We start from the raw sequence: 18,285 nt of genomic DNA on the forward strand, positions 1-18,285 counted from the left end.
ATACGGGCCGTGGCGCGCCGCAGGGGTGTGGTGTCGGTTCGTACAGAGTGCCGCAGGGGGCAACCGTCATGACGACAGGTCGGCTCGGGCAGCAAGCCGCGCCGCCGAACGCGGCCTATGCCGGGCAGGTCGTGCATTTCCCGGATCCGGTCCGGGCGGCACGTCACCCGAGAGGGGTACGGATCGACGAGCATGGCTACCCCGACTTCTCGCCCTACGCGCGCGCGGCGGCGGAGATCGCCGATCCGCCGGAGGGTTTCGGGGTCGACGAGTTGCGGCTGACGGACTTCGTGTCCGCGAACGCGGTGCTGTCGGCTTCGGGCCATGAACTGTGGGACACGGTGCCGGCGGTGGCGACGCCGCACGGCTGGACGTGGCACCACGTGGTGGGGTCGCGGCGGCTGGAGCTGGTCCCGGTCGAGGTGAAGGCGCTGCTGCGGCATCACGGCGGGGTGGCGACGGCGCGGGTGGACCACAACAAGCGGGGGACGCGGCCGTTGCAGGAGACGCGTCCGGCGCACTTCGGGCTGCCGAAGTCGGGTGTGGCGGTGTCGGAGTCGCAGGTGCAGGGGGTCGAGGAGGATCTCGGGTACCGGCTGCCGGGTGCCTACCGTTCGTTCCTGAAGGCGGCGGGCGGCTGTGCGCCGGTGGGCACGGCGCTGGACGCCGGCCTCGGACTGCTGCTGGACCAGCCGTTCTTCACGGTCCGCGACGAGGCCGCGGTGAACGACCTCGTGTACGTCAACAAGTGCCTGCGCGACCATCTGACCAAGGACTACCTGGGTGTCACCTTCGTGCAGGGCGGTCTGCTCGCGGTGAAGGTGAAGGGCGACCGGCTGGGTTCGGTGTGGTTCTGCGCGTACGACGACGCGCGTGACGTGGATCCGGGGTGGTCGCCGGCGGAGCGGGTGGAGCGTCTGCTGCTGCCGTGCGGTGAGGACTTCGACGTGTTCCTGTCGCGGCTGGCGGGGTCTCCGCCGGAGTTGGTGACGGTGGCGAACCTGATGGTCGACGGTGGTTTCGCGCGTGCCGCTTCGGTCGGCTCGGGTTCGGGGGAGTGAGGTCCGGCATGGTGACGTTCGCGCAGGCGCAGGAGCGCGCGGAGGAGTGGATCAACGGCGACGTGCCGGCGTACCAGCATCGTGAGGTGCGGGTACGGGAGTTCGGTCTCGGGTTCGTGGTGTGGGGCGAGGACCGTGCGGAGGGTCCGCGGTCGGACGCGGGCGGGCAGCGGCTGGTCATCGCCCGTGACAGCGGTGAGGCCACGCTGTGGCCGGCACTGCCGGTGGGCGAGGTGATCCGCCGGTACGAGGAGGAGTACGGCCGTGAGGCGGAGATCGCCGACGCGGTGCCGGCGCCTGCGGCCCGGGTGGACCTGAACCAGACGTCGTTCCTGTTGAGCCCGCCGGAGTGGCTCCAGGAGGCGGCGGACAAGCTGGGTATCCAGGATCGGCGCCCGGCGAGTGACGGGGCGTCGGCTGGTGCTGGTGCCGGCTTCGGCTCTGGTGCGGGTTCCGGTGGGCTTGCCGAGACGCAGGCCGGGGTGCCGGCGGCGGCCGGCGGGGCCGGTCCGGCGGGGGGCGGTGGCGCTTCCTGGCCGGTGGCCGGCGGGGCGCAGGGGCCGTCGAGTGCGCCGGGCGCGCACAACGTGCCCGCCAGTGCGACTCCTTGGGCCGGTACCGACACGAACGCCGATGCCGGTGAGGACCGTTCCGTCCCGCTGCCCGCGACGGTGTTCGCGCCGCCGCTGAGCGATGCGGACGACGGTGCCCTGGGAGATGCCGAGACGGCGCTGATGGCGGGGGGCAGCCAACTGCCCCGCACGGCGGTGTCTCCGGCGCTCGACGATCCGGGTGCGCCGGGCGTGCAGGGTGCGCCGGGCGTGCAGGGCGTGCAGGGCGTGCAGGGTGCGCCAGGTGTGCAGGGTGGTGCGCCGCAGGGCGGCACGCCTCCGCGGCCTCCGCAGGACGCCCCGCCGTACGGCTACCCGCAGGGACCGGCGGCCCCGGCTGCGCCCGCGACCCCGCCCGCGCCTTCCTACGGCTATCCGCAGGCGCCGGCCGCTCCTGGCTACGGCTATCCGCAGGCACCTGCCGGTGCTCCGGCCGGTGCTCCGGGCGCGCCCCGGCCTCCGGCGAATCCGGCGGGCCCGGCCGCTCCGGGGCGGCCTCTCGCGCCCAACGCCAGTGACATAGCGGACGCCGCGACGAGCAAGGCCGCGCCTCCGCCGCGCAGGGCGCGTGGCGGGGCAGGTGCGCCGCCTCCGCCGCCGGGCGCCCCGGGAGCGCCGGGCGCTCACCCCGGAGGCATGCCTCAGCCGCCCGCGCCGGTGGGCGGGTACGCGCCGACGCAGATGGTGTCGGCCTTGGGGCCCGAGGGACCTGAAGGTCCGGGGGGTGCGGGTGCGGCGCAGGTGCCGGGCGCGCAGACTCCGCCGGGCGCCCCCAACTCGCCCGGCGCGCCGGGTACTCCGGGTGGCACGCCTCCGGGTGACGTCCATCGCTCGGCCACGATGCTGGCCGACCCGAGCGGGATGGGCGGCGCGCAGCAGCCGCCGGGCGCCCCGCGTATGCCTGGCGCCCCGGGTGCGCAGGGCGTGCCGAGCGCCCCGGGTGTCCCTCCCGCGCCGGGCGTACCTCAGCCCCCGAGCAACGCCCTGGGCACGCCTCCCGCGCCCGGCGGCGCGCAGGGCGCTGCCGCCGGCCCGGGTCCGGGCGGCGCGCCGGTGCACCATGCGGAGACCGTGCTGTCCGCGCCTCCGGTGGGCGCTCCGGGCGCCCCCGGTATGCCGCCGGGCGCCGCGCAGATGCCGCCCCCGATGCCGGCCGGTGCGATGCCGCCGCCTCCCGGTCGGCCCATGCCCGGTCAGCCCTTGCCGGGGCAGCCCGTACCCGGGCAGCAGCCGCCGGCGTACGGCTACCCGCAGCAGGGGCAGCCGACGGTCGGGCCGGGATATCAGGCGGTGCTGCGCTACCGGGCGCAGGACGGTTCCGAGCAGCAGCTGATCCGGCGTTCGGCGCCGGGCACACCGCACCCTGAGTGGCAGATCTTCCACGAGCTGCGGGCGATGAACGTGCCGCCGGACCAGGTGCTGGAGCTGCACACGGAGCTTGAGCCGTGCGAGCTGCCGGGTGCCTACTGCGCGCGGATGATCCGGGAGCAGTGGCCGCAGGCGCGGCTGGCGAGCATCGCGCCGTACGGGACGGACCACGCGAGCCGGCAGCAGGGGATGCGCCAGTTGCTGGCGCATCAGGGCGAGTTGCACCAGGTGGCGGCGGGTCCCGCGCGGCCCGCGCCGGTGCGGGCGCCGTTGCCGCAGGTGCAGGCGGCGCCGCCGATCCCGCCGGAGGCGATCGCGCAGGAGCTGGCGGCGGCGTTCGGTCCTGGCGTGTTCCGGTTCGAGCAGGCGGCGGTGTCGCGGCAGGGTGTGCCGCCGATCGTGGCGCACACGCTGGTGGCCGCGGGGCTGCCGCTGGACATGGGGCCCTTCTTCTGGGCGCAGGCGCAGCCGGGCCGTCCGGTGCCGACGCTGGCGGAGCTGGCGCAGGAGCGCGGGTTGCAGCCGGCGCCGGACGCGGCGTCGTACCTCGTCATGGGGACCGACTTCGGCAAGGCGGTCTGTGTGCAGTACGGCACCGCGAACATCGTGGCCGTGCCCGTGGAGGCGGGGCCGGGCGGGGCGTCCGTGCCGCCGCAGTTCGTGAACACGGGGCTGCCGGAGTTCGCCCGCTGTCTGGCCCTGCTGGGCCGGATGTGGCGGCTCAGGTTCGGCCTGAACCAGGAGCAGGCGGGCCGCTGGACCGTCGACTTCCAGGCCCAGCTGGCCTCCCTGGACCCGGCGGCGCTCGGCTCGCCGGAGAGCTGGTGGTCGGTGCTGCTGGAGCAGATGTGGGACGGGCTGCTGTAGCGGCGCGGGGGTAGGACGGCCGTACGGGGGCCGGTCGGGTCGGGAGACCGGACCGGCCCCCACGCGCGCGCCCGACTGTCGTACCGCGCGGGCATGATGGGCGGATGGACTTCGAGCCGTACCGGGGCGAGTTGGTGGCGTACTGCTATCGGATGCTGGGCTCGTTCCACGAGGCCGAGGACCTGGTGCAGGAGACCATGCTGCGGGCCTGGAAGGCGCGTGAGCGCTACGACCCCGCGCGGGCGTCCGTGCGGACCTGGCTGTACCGGATCGCGACGAACGTGTGCCTGACGGCGCTTGAGGGGCGGGTGCGGCGGCCGTTGCCGTCCGGGCTCGGGGCGCCCGCCGCGGACCCGGAGGCGCCGCTCACGCCCGCGCCGGACGTGCCGTGGCTGGAGCCGTTCCCCGACGCGCGCTTCGACGTGGAGGCGCGCGCCGATCTGCGGCTCGCGCTGGTGGCGGCGCTCCAGCTGCTGCCCGCGCGGCAGCGGGCGGTGCTGGTGCTGCGCGAGGTGCTGGAGTTCAGTGCCGTGGAGGTCGCCGACCAGTTGGAGACCTCGGTTCCGGCCGTGAACAGCGCACTTCAGCGGGCGCGCGCCGCGCTCGCGGGGGCGGGCGGGGCGGACGAGGTGAGCGAGCCGGACGATCCCGAGGTGCGGGCGGCGGTCCTGAGGTATCAACAGGCGTTCGAGGCGGCCGATGTGCCCGCGCTGGTGCGGCTGCTCACCGACGACGCGGTGCTGGAGATGCCGCCGCTGCCGCTGTGGTACCGGGGCCGCGGCGACTACGGCCTGTTCATGGAGCGGGTGTTCCGGCTCCGTGGCACCGGCTGGCGCACGCGCTCCCTCACCGCGGGCGGACAGCCCGCGCTCGTCGCGTACGCCCCGGAGCCGGGCGGCGGGCACCGGCTGCACTCCGTGCAGGTCCTCACGGTCACCGGCGGCGGCCGGGTGGCGCGCAACGTGGTCTTCACGGACCCGCGCGTGCTGACGGCGTGCGCGCCGGCTCAGCCGCCTGCGCCTCGCGCCGGCTGAGACGGCCGGGAAAGAAATTCCGGGGACGGCGATGAGTCCGCCCGGTGCCGCCGGTATGTACCGGTGACCATCGAGCGAAGGGACAACCGTCATGAGCGTTGTCGTCATCCAATTCACCACCCTGGACGGGATCGTGTCCGACCCGGACGGCACCGAGGGCACGCCGTACGGCGGCTGGCTCTTCCGGTTCGGCCCGGAGGAGATCGCCGGGGACAGGTTCGGCCTGGGCCGCACCCTGGACGAGGGGGTCGTACTGCTGGGGCGGTCCACCTGGGAGGCCTTCTCGCGCCTGTGGCCGGGCCGGGACGACCCGTTCTCCGCGCGCCTGAACGCCGCGCCGAAGCTGGTCGCCTCCCGCACCCTGACCGACGTGTCCGCGTGGGCGAACTCCCGGCTCGTCGACGGAGATCTCCTGGACGCCGTCAAGACCGAGCAGCGGGACGTGGTGGTCATGGGCAGCCTCGGTGTCGTCCATGCCCTGGCGGCCGCCGGCCTGGTCGACGAGTACCGGCTGCTGACCTTCCCCACCGTCCTCGGCGCCGGCCGGCCGCTGTTCCCGGCCGGCGGCCCGCCCGCCGAACTGGAGTGCCTGGCGGCGGAACGCGTGGGCGCCCTGGTGCTGACCCGCTACCGCAGGGCGCGCGACTGAGCGTGCACGCCCCCTGACGTGCTTGCCGTCCCCTGGTGTGCGGTGTTTGGAGGGCGGCATGCGGAGTGTCGCGTTATGAACACTTACGTCCGATCCATCAAGATGGCCGCGAAATCATCATTTTCGTGCGGGTCTGGCGGAGAGGGGTTCCAGGTGAGCAGCACATCGATGTCGCCGTACGACTTCGTGACCGTCCGGGGGCGTGGCTACCGCCCCGATCAGGTCGACACGTTCATGGTGGAGCTCTGCGAGGACCGGGACGCGGCCTGGGAGCGTGCCGCACGGCTCACCGTGCTCGCCAAGGAGATGGAGGCCGAGGCCGGGCGGCTGCATGCCGAGGTCGAGCAGCTCCCTCCGCAGACGTACGAGGCGCTCGGGGACCGCGCGCACCGGGTGTTCCGGCTCGTGGTGGAGGAGGCGAAGGCCCTGCACGAGGGCGCCCGGCGGGCGCTGACGGACGGGGTCGCGGAGGCCGCGGAGCGCGCCGACAGCGCGCGCTGTGCGGTGCAGGAGCAGGCCGACGCGCTCCGCGCGGACACCGAGGAACGTGCCCGCCAGTGGCTTCTCGCGGCGCGCGCCGAGGCGGACGACATCCGCATCGGCGCCCGCCTGGAGGTCAAGGAGCAGCGGGGCGAGGCCCTTTCGGCGTTGCGCGAGGTGCGGCAGCGCACCACCGGGATGCTCGCCGAACTGGTCAAGGAGCACGCCGAACGCTGGGCCGAGGAGGAGCGCGAGGAGGCCGCGCGCGCCGCCGCGGTCGACGCGCACAACGCCGAACGCATCGCCCGCGCCGAGGCCGCCCTGGCGGAGGCGGAGCGGGCCCTGGTCGAGGCCGAGGAGTCGGCGCGCCGCTCCCAGGAGGAGGCGCACGAGCGCGCCGCCGAGGTCCTCGCGGAGGCCCGGATCCGCGAGGACCGCACCGCGCGGGAGACCGAGCGGGTGCTGCGCGAGCACGGCGAGACCTGGGACGCCGTCCAGGCGCACATGGACCACATGCGGGACAGCCTCATGTCCCTGACGGGGCGCGCGACGGCGGAATAGCCGCTCGGCAGCGCCCCGAAGGGGCGCGGGGCTGTATCGATATGCGGCTCCGCCGCGCGGGCGCGACCAGCCACGACGGCGCCGCAGCCGACCGACAACACATCGCGGCGCTTTCGGGCGGAACGCCCGCGGCGCTTCCAGCGGAGCGCTCAGCTCCCTCTCCGTACCGCCCCCGCGAGGATCCACCCCTCCACCGCCTCGTACTGCCGTCGCTGTTCCGCGGCCCTGCGCCGGCCGGAGGCGACCGTTCCCAGCCAGCCCAGGAAGAAGCCGGCCGGGATGGAGACGAGGCCGGTGGTGGTGAAGGGGAACCAGTTGAAGTCGGCGTGCGGGAAGGCGGCGCCCGGCGAGCCCGACACCAGGTTCGTGCCGGGCATCAGGAGCAGCACGGTGAGGGTGCCGCCGACGAGGGTGCACATCAGGCCGGCGCGGGTGTAGCGGCGCCAGAAGAGGCCGTAGACCAGGGCGGGGGCGAGGGCGGAGGCGCCGAGGCAGAAGGAGAGGGTGATCAGGGGCTGCAGGCTGTGGTGCTGCACCAGGGTCGCCAGCAGGATCGTGGGGACTCCTATGGCGAGCGCGGAGACGCGGGCCAGGGTCATCTCGCGGCGGGCCGGCATGTCCTGAACGCGGGTCGCGAAGACGTCGTGGGCGAGGGAGTTGGCGCAGGCGAGGATCATGCCGGCGACGGAGGCGAGCAGGGTCAGGAAGATCGCCGCGGTGACGGTGGTGAAGAGCAGGGTCTCCGCCGTCGAGACGTCGGTTCCGAAGGCCGCGCGGGAGCCCAGCAGATAGGCGGTGTTGCCCTGCGGGTCGGCGGCGGCGATGGCGGCGCGGCCGACCAGGGCGGTGGCGCCGAAGCCGACGACGCTGACGACCAGCACGAACAGGGCCACGCACGACACGGCCCAGGACATCGACCGGCGGACCTGGCGGGCGCTGGAGGCGGTGTACATGCGCATGGTGATGTGCGGCAGGCAGGCGCCGCCGAGGACGACGGTCAGTTCCGAACTGATCATGTCCAGGCGGGGCGCGGGGCCGCCGGTGAACTGGAGGCCCGAGTGCAGGTAGGCGGCTCCGGCGCCGCTGCCCCTGGCCGCCGCGGTGAGCAGGGCGCCCGGGTCCCAGTCGAAGCGGTGCCGGAGCCGAGCAGGGTCACGATCTTCAGGATCTGGATGAGGGCGGTGCCCTTCATGCCGCCGATGGCCGCGTAGCTGATCATCAGGGCGCCGAGGCCGATGACACAGCCGGTCTGCACGGTCTCGTTGGAGAAGCCGAGGACGAAGGCCATCAGCTGGCCGGCGCCGGCCAGCTGCACCAGCATCAGCGGCAGCAGGGCGGCGACGGTCACCGCGCAGGCCGCGATCCGTACGCTGCGGCCGGGCATCCGGCGGGCCAGCGCGTCGCCCATGGTGAACCGGCCCGCGTTGCGCAGCGGTTCGGCCAGCAGGAACATCAGCAGCATCAGCGACAGGGCCGTGCTGAGGGCGAGGACGACGCCGTCGTAGCCGCACAGAGCGATCACCCCGCCGGTGGCGAGGACGCCGGCCCCGGAGATGTAGTCGCCGGCGATGGCCAGGCCGTTGCGCAGCGGGGAGAGGGAGCCGTAGCCGGTGTAGAACTCGTCGAGGTCGTCGCGGTCCGGGCCGGTCATCACGCACAGCAGGAGGGTGAGCGTGGCGACGACGGTGAAGGCGACCAGGGACATGGACTGGGCGGAGCCGCTGAAGCCGGTCACCGTGCGGCCCCCCGCCTGGCGTCCAGTTCCGCGGTCCTGCGGATGCGGTCGGCGAGCGGGTCGACGTGGCGGCGCGCGGTGTGCTCGTAGAGGGCGATCGCCAGCCAGGTGACGGGGAGCTGGAGGAGTGCGAGGAGCAGTCCCGCGGGTACGCCGTCGGCGACCGTGCTCGTCATCACGCGCGGGGCGAAAGCCGACAGCACCAGGAAGAGCGTGAAGTAGCCGAGCGCGGTGAGCGTCGCGGTGCGCCGCTGGAGGCGGTAGGCGCCGCGCAGCACCCGCAGGTCGCTGTGGTGCCCGACCGGCTCCCGGTGCGGCACGTGCCGGGGTCTCGGCGGCTGGGGCGGCAGCGGCTGCCAGGGGTAGGTGAGGCGGGGCGGCTCGGGTGGGGAAGGGTCGTAGGACATCCCGGTGCTCCTTGCATGGCTCGGGTCCGTGGCGGCGGACCGCAGGGAGAGGAGGGAGCGGGGGACGCACGTTACTCGCAGGTATCCGGGGTGTGCGGCCATTTTCGGCAACTGGCCGGTCGGTACGCGCTTACTTCACGCGAACGTGTCTGACCTCGGGTGTTACCCGCGTTAACTCCGGGGCGGGAGTCAGTCCTTGAGGACCGGGAAGCGTCGCGGTGCCACCGACAGGAGCACCAGGAACGCCAGTGCCGCCGCGCACGCCGCCCCGAAGTAGACGGCGTGGACCGCGTCCGCGATGGCGTGGCGGGTGGCCTCGGCGGCCGTTCCGTCGTCCAGTGCGCGCGTGACGGAGTCGAGGTCGCCCGCGCCGCCCAGCCGCGCGGCCAGCACCCCGTTGGCGACCGCCCCGAACACCGACGCCCCGATCGTCTGGCCGGTCTGCCGGCAGAACAGCACCGACGCGGTCGTCGTGCCCCGCTCCTCCCAGCCCACCGTCGACTGCACGCCCACGATCAGCGGCAGCTGGAACAGGCCCAGCGCGCCGCCGAGCAGGAGCATCAGCAGCGTCGGCTGCCAGGCCGACCCCGGGTAGGGCAGGAAGGGGAACGCGAACAGGATCAGCGCGGCCGTGCCGATGCCGACAAGCGCGGTGTCGCGGAAGCCGATCCGCCGGTACACGTGCTGGCTGAGGGCCGCGGAGACCGGCCAGCTCAGCGTCCAGACCGACAGCACGAACCCGGCGGCCACCGGCGCGAGCCCGAGGACCGACTGCGCATACGTCGGCAGGAACACCGTCGGCGCCACCATCAGCAGGCCGAGCGCGCCGAGCGCGAGGTTGACGGCCGCGATCGTACGGCGCCGCCACACCCACCCCGGGATGATCGGCTCCGCCGCCCGGCGCTCGATCCACACCACGACTCCCACCAGCGCGAACCCGGTGGCGAACAGCGCGCACGACGGCGCGGACCACCATGCCCACGCCACCCCGCCCTGCACGAGCGCCGTCAGCAGCACGCCCCCGCACGCGAAGACCGCCAGCGCACCCGCCCAGTCCACCCGCGGGGGCGTGCGCGGCGCGCGCTTCTGCTCGTGGAGGTGACGCACTATCAGCCAGAGCGCGGCCACGCCGATCGGCAGGTTGACGAGGAAGATCCACCGCCAGTCCGCGTACGCGGCCAGCACCCCGCCGAGGCCCGGCCCGGCGACCGCCGACACCGCCCACACCGTGGACAGCTTCGACTGGATCTTCGGGCGCTCCTTGAGCGGGTACAGGTCGGCCGCGAGGGTCTGCACGGTGCCCTGCAGCGCCCCGCCGCCGAGGCCCTGCACGATCCGGAACGCGATCAGCGCGGCCATGTTCCAGGCGACCGCGCACAGCAGAGACCCCAGCAGGAACACCGCGGCGCCCGCGACCAGCACCGGCTTGCGGCCGAAGGTGTCGGAGAGCTTGCCGTACACCGGCAGCGTCACGGTGACGGCCAGCAGGTAGCCGGAGAAGAGCCAGGAGAAGACCGAGAACCCGCCGAGGTCGCCGACGATCTGGGGTACGGCGGTGGAGACGACGGTGGAGTCGAGTGCCGCCAGCGCCATGGCGAGCATCAGGGCGGCCACCACGGCCCCCCGCCGGCCCGTCGCGGCCTCGCGTCCCGCCGTGCGTATCGCGGGTTTCGTGTTCCCCACGCCGGATCCCCTCCCGATGTGTTCCTCATGTATCTATGTCGCGTACGACAGCTTCCCATCCGCTCCGGCACGGCGGGAGTACGCGTCCACCTGGTGGAAGTCCGCAGCCACCTGGCCGGAGCGGGCGTCCGCTTGACCCTCACGCGACGGGAGGGTGGAGGCTGCCTGGGCCGGTGGGTGGAGCGCGACCCTGAGAAGGGCTCCACCCGGCGGTGGACGTCCCCTAGGGGGTTCTCCGTACTACGGCTCGGGGAGGGTTCGTACCGCCGGAGGACGAGACGGCACCCCGCTCGTCCTTAACCTGGCTTTACGCCGCCGGGGGTGGTTGACCGAACCGGCGGGGGTGGGGTTTTCCCCCCGGAAAGACGGGGCTTCGCACCAGCGCGGTACAGGCCGCGTGCGGACAGACTCATCGGCGTACCAACCGCTTCGCAGCAGGACGCAGCACAGTGCTGCTTATTGGCTGACCGACTTAGGAGACATACCGTGACATCGGCTGTGACCATTCCCAGGCACGGGGGTACTGGAGGGCGTACGGCCGTTGCCGCGCGGGCGCGGCAGGTCGTCAAGGCGTACGGGGCCGGAGAGACCCGTGTCGTCGCCCTGGACCATGTCGACGTGGACATCGCGCGGGGGCAGTTCACCGCGATCATGGGCCCCTCGGGGTCCGGAAAGTCCACCCTGATGCACTGCCTCGCCGGGCTCGACACCGTGACGAGCGGTCAGATCCACCTGGACGACACCGAGATCACCGGCCTGAAGGACAAGAAGCTCACGAAGCTGCGCCGGGACCGGATCGGCTTCATCTTCCAGGCGTTCAACCTGCTGCCGACGCTGAACGCGCTGGAGAACATCACGCTCCCCATGGACATCGCCGGCCGCAAGCCCGACAAGGAGTGGCTGCGGCGCGTGGTCGAGACCGTGGGGCTCGCGGACCGGCTCAAGCACCGCCCCACGCAGCTCTCGGGCGGTCAGCAGCAGCGCGTGGCCGTGGCGCGCGCCCTCGCCGCCCGCCCCGAGATCATCTTCGGCGACGAGCCGACCGGAAACCTCGACTCCCGCGCGGGCGCGGAGGTCCTCGGCTTCCTGCGCCGCTCCGTGGACGAGCTGGGCCAGACGATCGTGATGGTCACGCACGACCCGGTCGCCGCTTCCTACGCGGACCGCGTGCTCTACCTCGCCGACGGCCGGATCGTCGACGAGATGTTCAAGCCGACCGCGGACACCGTCCTGGACCGCATGAAGGACTTCGACGCGCGGGGGCGTACGTCATGACCGTCATGAAGACCTCGATGCGCAACTTCTTCGCGCACAAGGGGCGCATGGCCCTGTCGGCGGTCGCCGTCCTGCTGTCGGTGGCGTTCGTGTGCGGCACGCTGGTGTTCACCGACACCATGAATACGACGTTCGACAAGCTGTTCGCGGCGACCTCGTCCGACGTCACGGTCAGCGCCAAGGGCGCCTCCGACACCGGTGCGACGACCTCCGACAACGGCAGGCCGCCGGTCATGCCGGCCTCGGTGGTCGGCAAGGTCCGCGCGGCGGCCGGCGTCAAGGCGGCCGAGGGGACGGTCTTCTCGACGTCCGTGACCGTCGTGAACGCGGGCAAGGACAGCATGTCGCCGTCGAGCGGCGCGCCGACCATCGTCGGCAGCTGGAACTCCAACGACGCCCGCACCATGAAGATCACCTCCGGTGCGGCGCCCGGGAACTCCGGCCAGATCATGGTCGACGCCGACACCGCCGACAAGCACCACCTGAAGCTCGGCGACGAACTCGCCGTCATCAGCGCGGTCGGCACGCACACCGCGAAGATCTCCGGCATCGCCGACTTCACCGTCACCAACCCCGGTGCCGCGATCTTCTACCTGGACACCAGGACCGCCCAGCAGGCGCTCGTCGGGCAGACCGGCGTCTTCACCAATGTCAACGTGACGGCCGCGGCCGGGGTGACCGACCCGCAGCTGAAGAAGAACGTCACCGCCGAACTCGGCTCCGCCTACAAGGTGCAGACCGCCAAGGAGACCGCCGACGCCAACCAGAAGGACGTCGAGAGCTTCCTGAGCGTCATGAAGTACGCGATGCTCGGCTTCGCCGGGATCGCCTTCCTGGTCGGCATCTTCCTGATCATCAACACCTTCTCGATGCTGGTCGCCCAGCGCACCCGCGAGATCGGCCTGATGCGGGCCGTCGGCTCCAGCCGCGGCCAGGTCAACCGGTCCGTGCTCGTCGAGGCCCTGCTGCTCGGTGTGGTCGGCTCGGTCCTCGGCGTCGGCGCGGGCGTCGGCATCGCGGTCGGCCTGATGAAGCTGATGGGCTCCATGGGCATGCACCTGTCGACCAGCGATCTGACGGTGGCCTGGACGACCCCGGTCATCGGCCTGATCCTCGGCGTCGTCGTCACCGTCCTCGCCGCCTACCTGCCCGCGCGCCGCGCCGGCAGGGTCTCCCCGATGGCCGCGCTGCGCGACGCGGGCGCCCCCGCCGACGCCAGGGCGGGCCGCATACGCGCCCTGGTCGGCCTGGTGCTGACCGGCGCGGGCGGCTACAGCCTCTACCTGGCCTCGGCCACCGAGAAGGCCAAGGAGGGCTCGGCCTGGCTCGGCCTCGGCATCGTCCTCTCCCTCATCGGGTTCGTCGTCATCGGCCCGCTGCTCGCGGGCGCTGTCGTACGGGTCCTGGGCGCCGTCCTGCTGCGGATGTTCGGCCCGGTCGGACGCATGGCCGAACGCAACGCGCTGCGCAACCCGCGCCGCACCGGCGCCACCGGCGCCGCCCTGATGATCGGACTGGCACTGGTCGCCTGCCTCTCGGTGGTCGGCTCCTCCATGGTGGCCTCCGCGTCCGACCAGCTCGACAAGACCGTCGGCACGGACTTCATCATCCAGTCCGACAGCGGCCAGCGGATCACCCCGCAGGCGGTCAAGGCCGTCAAGGACGTGCCGGGACTCGCGCGGGTCACCGAGTACCGCACGACCACCGCCGACTACACCACGCCCGACGGCGAGACCCTCAAGGACACCGACATCACGGCGGCCGACCCGACGTACGCGACCGACCTGCGCACCAAGACCGTCGCCGGCGACCTCAAGGACGCCTACCTGCCCGACTCGATGTCCGTGCACGACAAGTTCGCCAAGGCGCACGGCATCCGCCTCGGCTCGAAGATCGCCGTGAAGTTCAAGGACGGCCGCACGGCCCACCTCACGGTCCGGGCGATCACCAGCAGCGACGGCCTCATCGACGCCGGATCCAAGTACACGAACATCACCACGCTCGCCAAGTACGTGCCGGCCGCCAAGATGCCGCTCGACGACCTGGTCTTCGCCACCGCCAAGGACGGGCGGCAGGACGCCGCGTACACGGCGCTCAAGTCCGCGCTGCACGACTACCCGCAGTACACCGTGCGCGACCAGACCGACTACAAGCAGGCGCTCAAGGACCAGATCGGCCAGCTGCTGAACCTGATCTACGGCCTGCTCGCCCTGGCGATCATCGTCGCGGTCCTCGGCGTCGTGAACACCCTCGCCCTGTCGGTGGTCGAGCGGACCCGCGAGATCGGCCTCATGCGGGCCATCGGCCTCTCCCGCCGCCAGCTGCGCCGCATGATCCGCATGGAGTCCGTGGTGATCGCCCTCTTCGGCGCCCTGCTCGGCCTCGGCCTCGGCATGGGCTGGGGCGCCACGGCCCAGAAGCTGCTCGCCCTGCAGGGCCTGAAGGTCCTGGAGATCCCCTGGCCGACGATCATCGGGGTCTTCGTCGGCTCGGCCTTCGTGGGCCTGTTCGCCGCCCTGATCCCGGCGTTCCGCGCGGGCCGCATGAACGTCCTGAACGCGATCGCGACGGACTGAACCAACCGAGGAGACCACCGCATACGGGGGTTGCGGGGGAACGCCCGGCGCCGGAAGTCCTGAGGGACCTACCGGCGCCGGGCGCCTTCGCGTCCGCCGGCCCCGGCTTCTCGACCGACCGCGTTGCACGGCGGGCACGTTTTTGTCTTTCGAGCCCGGCTTCTCGATCGACCGAGTCGGGCGGCGGGCGCGTCCTTGTCTTTCGAGTCCCGCTTTTCGGTCCGCCGAGTCGGGTGGTGGGTGGGCATAGGCTTCGGGGGTCCAGGGGGCGGAGCCCCCTGGGACGGCCACCGCGACGCACGGCACCTCACAGGGCGACGGAGGTTATCCACAGCCCCGGCACCCGCGCCCGCGTAGTCGTACGCTGGAGACCCCCCGGTCGCAGCCCGCGCCGGGCACTTCGCGTTGCCCACCCCCCGACGAAAGCCGCCCTGAATGAGCCTGCACGGTCTGCTCGACGTCGTCGTCAAGGACCCCGCCCTCGCGGAAGCGATCAAGGCGGCCGCGGACGGCAACCGCATGCACGTCGACCTGGTCGGCCCTCCCGCGGCCCGCCCCCTCGCGGTCGCCGCCCTGGCCCGCGAGGCCGGCCGCCCCGTGCTCGCGGTCACCGCCACCGGCCGCGAGGCCGAGGACCTGGCCGCGGCCCTGCGCACGCTCCTGCCCTCCGAGGGCGTCGCGGAGTACCCCTCCTGGGAGACGCTCCCGCACGAGCGCCTCAGCCCCCGCAGCGACACCGTCGGCCGCCGCCTCGCCGTCCTGCGCCGCCTCGCCCACCCCAGCTCCGACGACCCCGAGACCGGCCCGGTCTCCGTCGTCGTCGCACCCGTACGATCCGTGCTCCAGCCGCAGGTCAAGGGCCTCGGCGACCTGGAGCCGGTGGCGCTGCGCAGCGGCCAGACCGCCGACCTCAACGACATCGTGGAGGCCCTCGCCGCAGCCGCCTACGCGCGCGTGGAGCTCGTCGAGAGGCGCGGCGAGTTCGCCGTCCGCGGCGGCATCCTGGACGTGTTCCCGCCCACCGAGGAACACCCCCTGCGCGTCGAGTTCTGGGGCGACGACGTCGAGGAGATCCGCTACTTCAAGGTCGCCGACCAGCGCTCCCTGGAGGTCGCCGAGCACGGCCTGTGGGCACCGCCCTGCCGCGAGCTGCTGCTGACCGAGGACGTCCGCGCCCGCGCGCGTGCCCTCGCCGAGGAGCACCCCGAGCTCGGCGAACTCCTCAACAAGATCGCCGAGGGGATCGCGGTCGAGGGCATGGAGTCCCTCGCCCCGGTCCTGGTCGACGACATGGAACTGCTGCTCGACGTGCTGCCCAAGGGCGCGATGGCCGTCGTGTGTGACCCGGAGCGGGTGCGGACGCGCGCCGCCGACCTGGTGGCCACGAGTCAGGAGTTCCTGCAGGCGTCCTGGGCGGCCACCGCGGGCGGCGGCGAGGCGCCCATCGACGTCGGCGCGGCCTCCCTGTGGTCGATCGCGGACGTCCGCGACCGCGCGCGCGGGCTGGACATGATGTGGTGGTCGGTGTCGCCGTTCGCGGCGGACGAGGAGCTGGCGGCCGACACCCTCAAGCTGGGCATGCACGCCCCCGAGACCTACCGCGGCGACACCGCGAAGGCCCTCGCCGACACCAAGGGCTGGCTCGCCGACGGCTGGCGCACGGTGTACGTCACCGAGGGCCACGGCCCAGCCTCCCGCACGGTCGAGGTGCTCGGCGGCGAGGGCATCGCCGCCCGCCTCGACGTCGACCTGGAAGAGCTGAGCCCCTCGGTCGTGCACGTGTCGTGCGGCTCGATCGACTACGGCTTCGTCGACCCGGCGCTCCGGCTCGCCGTCCTCACCGAGACCGACCTGTCCGGGCAGAAGGCGGCCGGCAAGGACGGCGCCCGGATGCCGGCCCGCCGCCGCAAGACCATCGACCCGCTCACCCTGGAGCCGGGCGACTACATCGTGCACGAGCAGCACGGCGTCGGCCGCTACATCGAGATGGTCCAGCGCACCGTCCAGGGCGCCACCCGCGAGTACCTGGTCGTGGAGTACGCCCCCGCCAAGCGCGGCCAGCCCGGCGACCGGCTGTACATCCCCACCGACCAGCTGGAGCAGATCACCAAGTACGTCGGCGGCGAGGCCCCCACCCTGCACCGCCTGGGCGGCGCGGACTGGACGAAGACCAAGGCGCGCGCCAAGAAGGCCGTCAAGGAGATCGCCGCCGACCTGATCAAGCTCTACAGCGCGCGCATGGCCGCCCCCGGCCACGCGTTCGGCGGGGACACGCCGTGGCAGCGCGAACTGGAGGACGCCTTCCCGTACGCGGAGACCCCCGACCAGCTGACCACCATCGCCGAGGTCAAGGAGGACATGGAGAAGTCCGTCCCCATGGACCGCCTGGTCTGCGGCGACGTCGGCTACGGCAAGACCGAGATCGCGGTGCGGGCCGCCTTCAAGGCCGTACAGGACGGCAAGCAGGTCGCCGTCCTCGTGCCCACCACCCTGCTGGTGCAGCAGCACTTCGGCACGTTCTCCGAGCGGTACTCGCAGTTCCCGGTGAGCGTGAAGGCGCTCTCCCGGTTCCAGACCGACACCGAGGCGAAGGGAACCCTGGAGGGCCTGCGCGAGGGCGCCGTCGACGTCGTCATCGGCACCCACCGCCTGTTCTCCTCGGAGACCAAGTTCAAGGACCTCGGCCTGGTCATCGTCGACGAGGAGCAGCGCTTCGGCGTCGAGCACAAGGAACAGCTGAAGAAGCTGCGCGCCAACGTCGACGTGCTGACCATGTCCGCCACCCCGATCCCGCGCACCCTGGAGATGGCGGTCACCGGCATCCGCGAGATGTCCACGATCACCACGCCCCCGGAGGAGCGGCACCCGGTGCTCACCTTCGTCGGGCCGTACGAGGAGAAGCAGATCGGCGCCGCCATCCGCCGCGAACTGCTGCGCGAGGGCCAGGTCTTCTACATCCACAACCGGGTGGAGTCCATCGACCGCGCGGCGGCCAGGCTCCGTGAGATCGTCCCCGAGGCACGCATCGCGACCGCTCACGGCCAGATGTCGGAGTCGGCGCTCGAACAGGTCGTCGTCGACTTCTGGGAGAAGAAGTTCGACGTCCTCGTCTCGACCACGATCGTCGAGTCCGGCATCGACATCTCCAACGCCAACACGCTCATCGTCGAACGCGGCGACACCTTCGGCCTCTCCCAGCTGCACCAGCTGCGCGGCCGCGTCGGCCGGGGCCGCGAGCGCGGGTACGCGTACTTCCTGTACCCGCCGGAGAAGCCGCTGACCGAGACCGCCCACGAGCGCCTCGCCACCATCGCCCAGCACACCGAGATGGGCGCCGGCATGTACGTCGCGATGAAGGACCTGGAGATCCGCGGCGCGGGCAACCTGCTCGGCGGCGAGCAGTCCGGGCACATCGCGGGCGTCGGCTTCGACCTCTACGTCCGCATGGTCGGCGAGGCCGTCGCGGACTACCGGCGGCAGCTGGAGACCGGGGCGATCGAGGAGGAGCCGCCGCTGGAGGTCAAGATCGAGCTGCCCGTCGACGCACACGTCCCGCACGACTACGCGCCGGGCGAGCGGCTGCGCCTCCAGGCCTACCGTTCCATCGCCTCCGCCAACTCGGAGGAGGACATCAGGGCGGTCCGCGAGGAACTCACCGACCGCTACGGCAAGTTGCCCGAGCCGGTGGAGAACCTGCTGCTGGTCGCCGGGCTGCGGATGCTCGCCCGTGCCTGCGGGGTCGGCGAGATCGTCCTGCAGGGCACCAACATCCGCTTCGCGCCGGTCGAGTTGCGCGAGTCGCAGGAGCTGCGGGTCAAGCGCCTGTACCCGGGGACCGTCATCAAGCCGGCCGTCCACCAGCTGCTGGTGCCCCGCCCGAAGACCGCGAAGGTGGGCGGCAAGCCGCTGGTCGGCCGGGAACTGCTGGGCTGGGTCGGAGAGTTCCTCGCCTCGATCCTCGGCTCGTGACGGGTGACG

10 protein-coding genes and 1 pseudogene are annotated in these 18,285 nt (G+C 72.7%); 8 read left to right on the forward strand and 3 right to left on the reverse strand.

What is annotated here, in order from left to right; translation table 11 throughout:
- Nucleotides 1-68 precede the first annotated feature (68 nt).
- The 5 genes from SSP29_RS21130 to SSP29_RS21150 all read left to right on the forward strand — a co-directional run bounded on the left by SSP29_RS21130 (nucleotide 69) and on the right by SSP29_RS21150 (nucleotide 6,631).
- Nucleotides 69-1,061 (forward strand): HNH endonuclease, encoded by a 993-nt coding sequence (locus SSP29_RS21130; protein ID WP_089102239.1) that lies wholly within the window; start codon nucleotides 69-71, stop codon nucleotides 1,059-1,061.
- Between the two features lie 8 nt (nucleotides 1,062-1,069).
- The gene (locus tag SSP29_RS21135) at nucleotides 1,070-3,907 is read left to right on the forward strand and encodes an SUKH-4 family immunity protein (protein WP_089102240.1); all 2,838 of its coding nucleotides are present in this window, start codon (nucleotides 1,070-1,072) and stop codon (nucleotides 3,905-3,907) included.
- A 104-nt stretch (nucleotides 3,908-4,011) separates the two neighbouring features.
- Entirely contained in the window at nucleotides 4,012-4,941 is a 930-nt protein-coding gene (locus tag SSP29_RS21140; RefSeq protein ID WP_089102241.1) for an RNA polymerase subunit sigma-70, read from the forward strand.
- A gap of 91 nt (nucleotides 4,942-5,032) precedes the next feature.
- The gene (locus tag SSP29_RS21145; protein WP_089102242.1) at nucleotides 5,033-5,590 is read left to right on the forward strand and encodes a dihydrofolate reductase family protein; all 558 of its coding nucleotides are present in this window, start codon (nucleotides 5,033-5,035) and stop codon (nucleotides 5,588-5,590) included.
- A gap of 153 nt (nucleotides 5,591-5,743) precedes the next feature.
- Nucleotides 5,744-6,631, forward strand: coding sequence for a coiled-coil domain-containing protein (locus tag SSP29_RS21150; protein ID WP_150134590.1), 888 nt, complete (start codon nucleotides 5,744-5,746; stop codon nucleotides 6,629-6,631).
- Between the two features lie 149 nt (nucleotides 6,632-6,780).
- Here the strand turns inward: SSP29_RS21150 and SSP29_RS56035 are convergent.
- From SSP29_RS56035 to SSP29_RS21165, 3 genes and pseudogenes are all read right to left on the reverse strand, one after another.
- Nucleotides 6,781-8,366, reverse strand: a pseudogene (locus tag SSP29_RS56035) (sodium/solute symporter).
- Nucleotides 8,363-8,773, reverse strand: a complete 411-nt coding sequence (locus SSP29_RS21160) for a DUF485 domain-containing protein (protein ID WP_089102244.1) — start codon at nucleotides 8,771-8,773, stop codon at nucleotides 8,363-8,365. The pseudogene SSP29_RS56035 and the gene SSP29_RS21160 overlap by 4 nt, the downstream one beginning before the upstream one ends.
- Nucleotides 8,774-8,962: 189 nt before the next feature.
- Complete coding sequence (locus SSP29_RS21165; RefSeq protein WP_089102245.1) at nucleotides 8,963-10,456, reverse strand: MFS transporter; 1,494 nt, start codon at nucleotides 10,454-10,456, stop codon at nucleotides 8,963-8,965.
- A gap of 486 nt (nucleotides 10,457-10,942) precedes the next feature.
- Between SSP29_RS21165 and SSP29_RS21170 the strand changes: the two genes are divergently transcribed.
- From SSP29_RS21170 to mfd, 3 genes are all read left to right on the forward strand, one after another.
- Nucleotides 10,943-11,731, forward strand: coding sequence for an ABC transporter ATP-binding protein (locus SSP29_RS21170; RefSeq protein WP_089102246.1), 789 nt, complete (start codon nucleotides 10,943-10,945; stop codon nucleotides 11,729-11,731).
- Nucleotides 11,728-14,307: an ABC transporter permease gene (locus tag SSP29_RS21175; protein WP_089102247.1), complete on the forward strand. Its 2,580-nt coding sequence runs from the start codon at nucleotides 11,728-11,730 to the stop codon at nucleotides 14,305-14,307. Before SSP29_RS21170 ends, SSP29_RS21175 begins: the two co-directional genes overlap by 4 nt.
- 435 nt (nucleotides 14,308-14,742) lie before the next feature.
- Entirely contained in the window at nucleotides 14,743-18,276 is a 3,534-nt protein-coding gene (gene mfd / locus SSP29_RS21180) for a transcription-repair coupling factor (protein WP_089102248.1), read from the forward strand.
- The last annotated feature ends 9 nt before the right edge of the window (nucleotides 18,277-18,285 follow it).

Source organism: Streptomyces hyaluromycini (assembly GCF_002217755.1).
Lineage (GTDB): Bacteria > Actinomycetota > Actinomycetes > Streptomycetales > Streptomycetaceae > Streptomyces > Streptomyces hyaluromycini.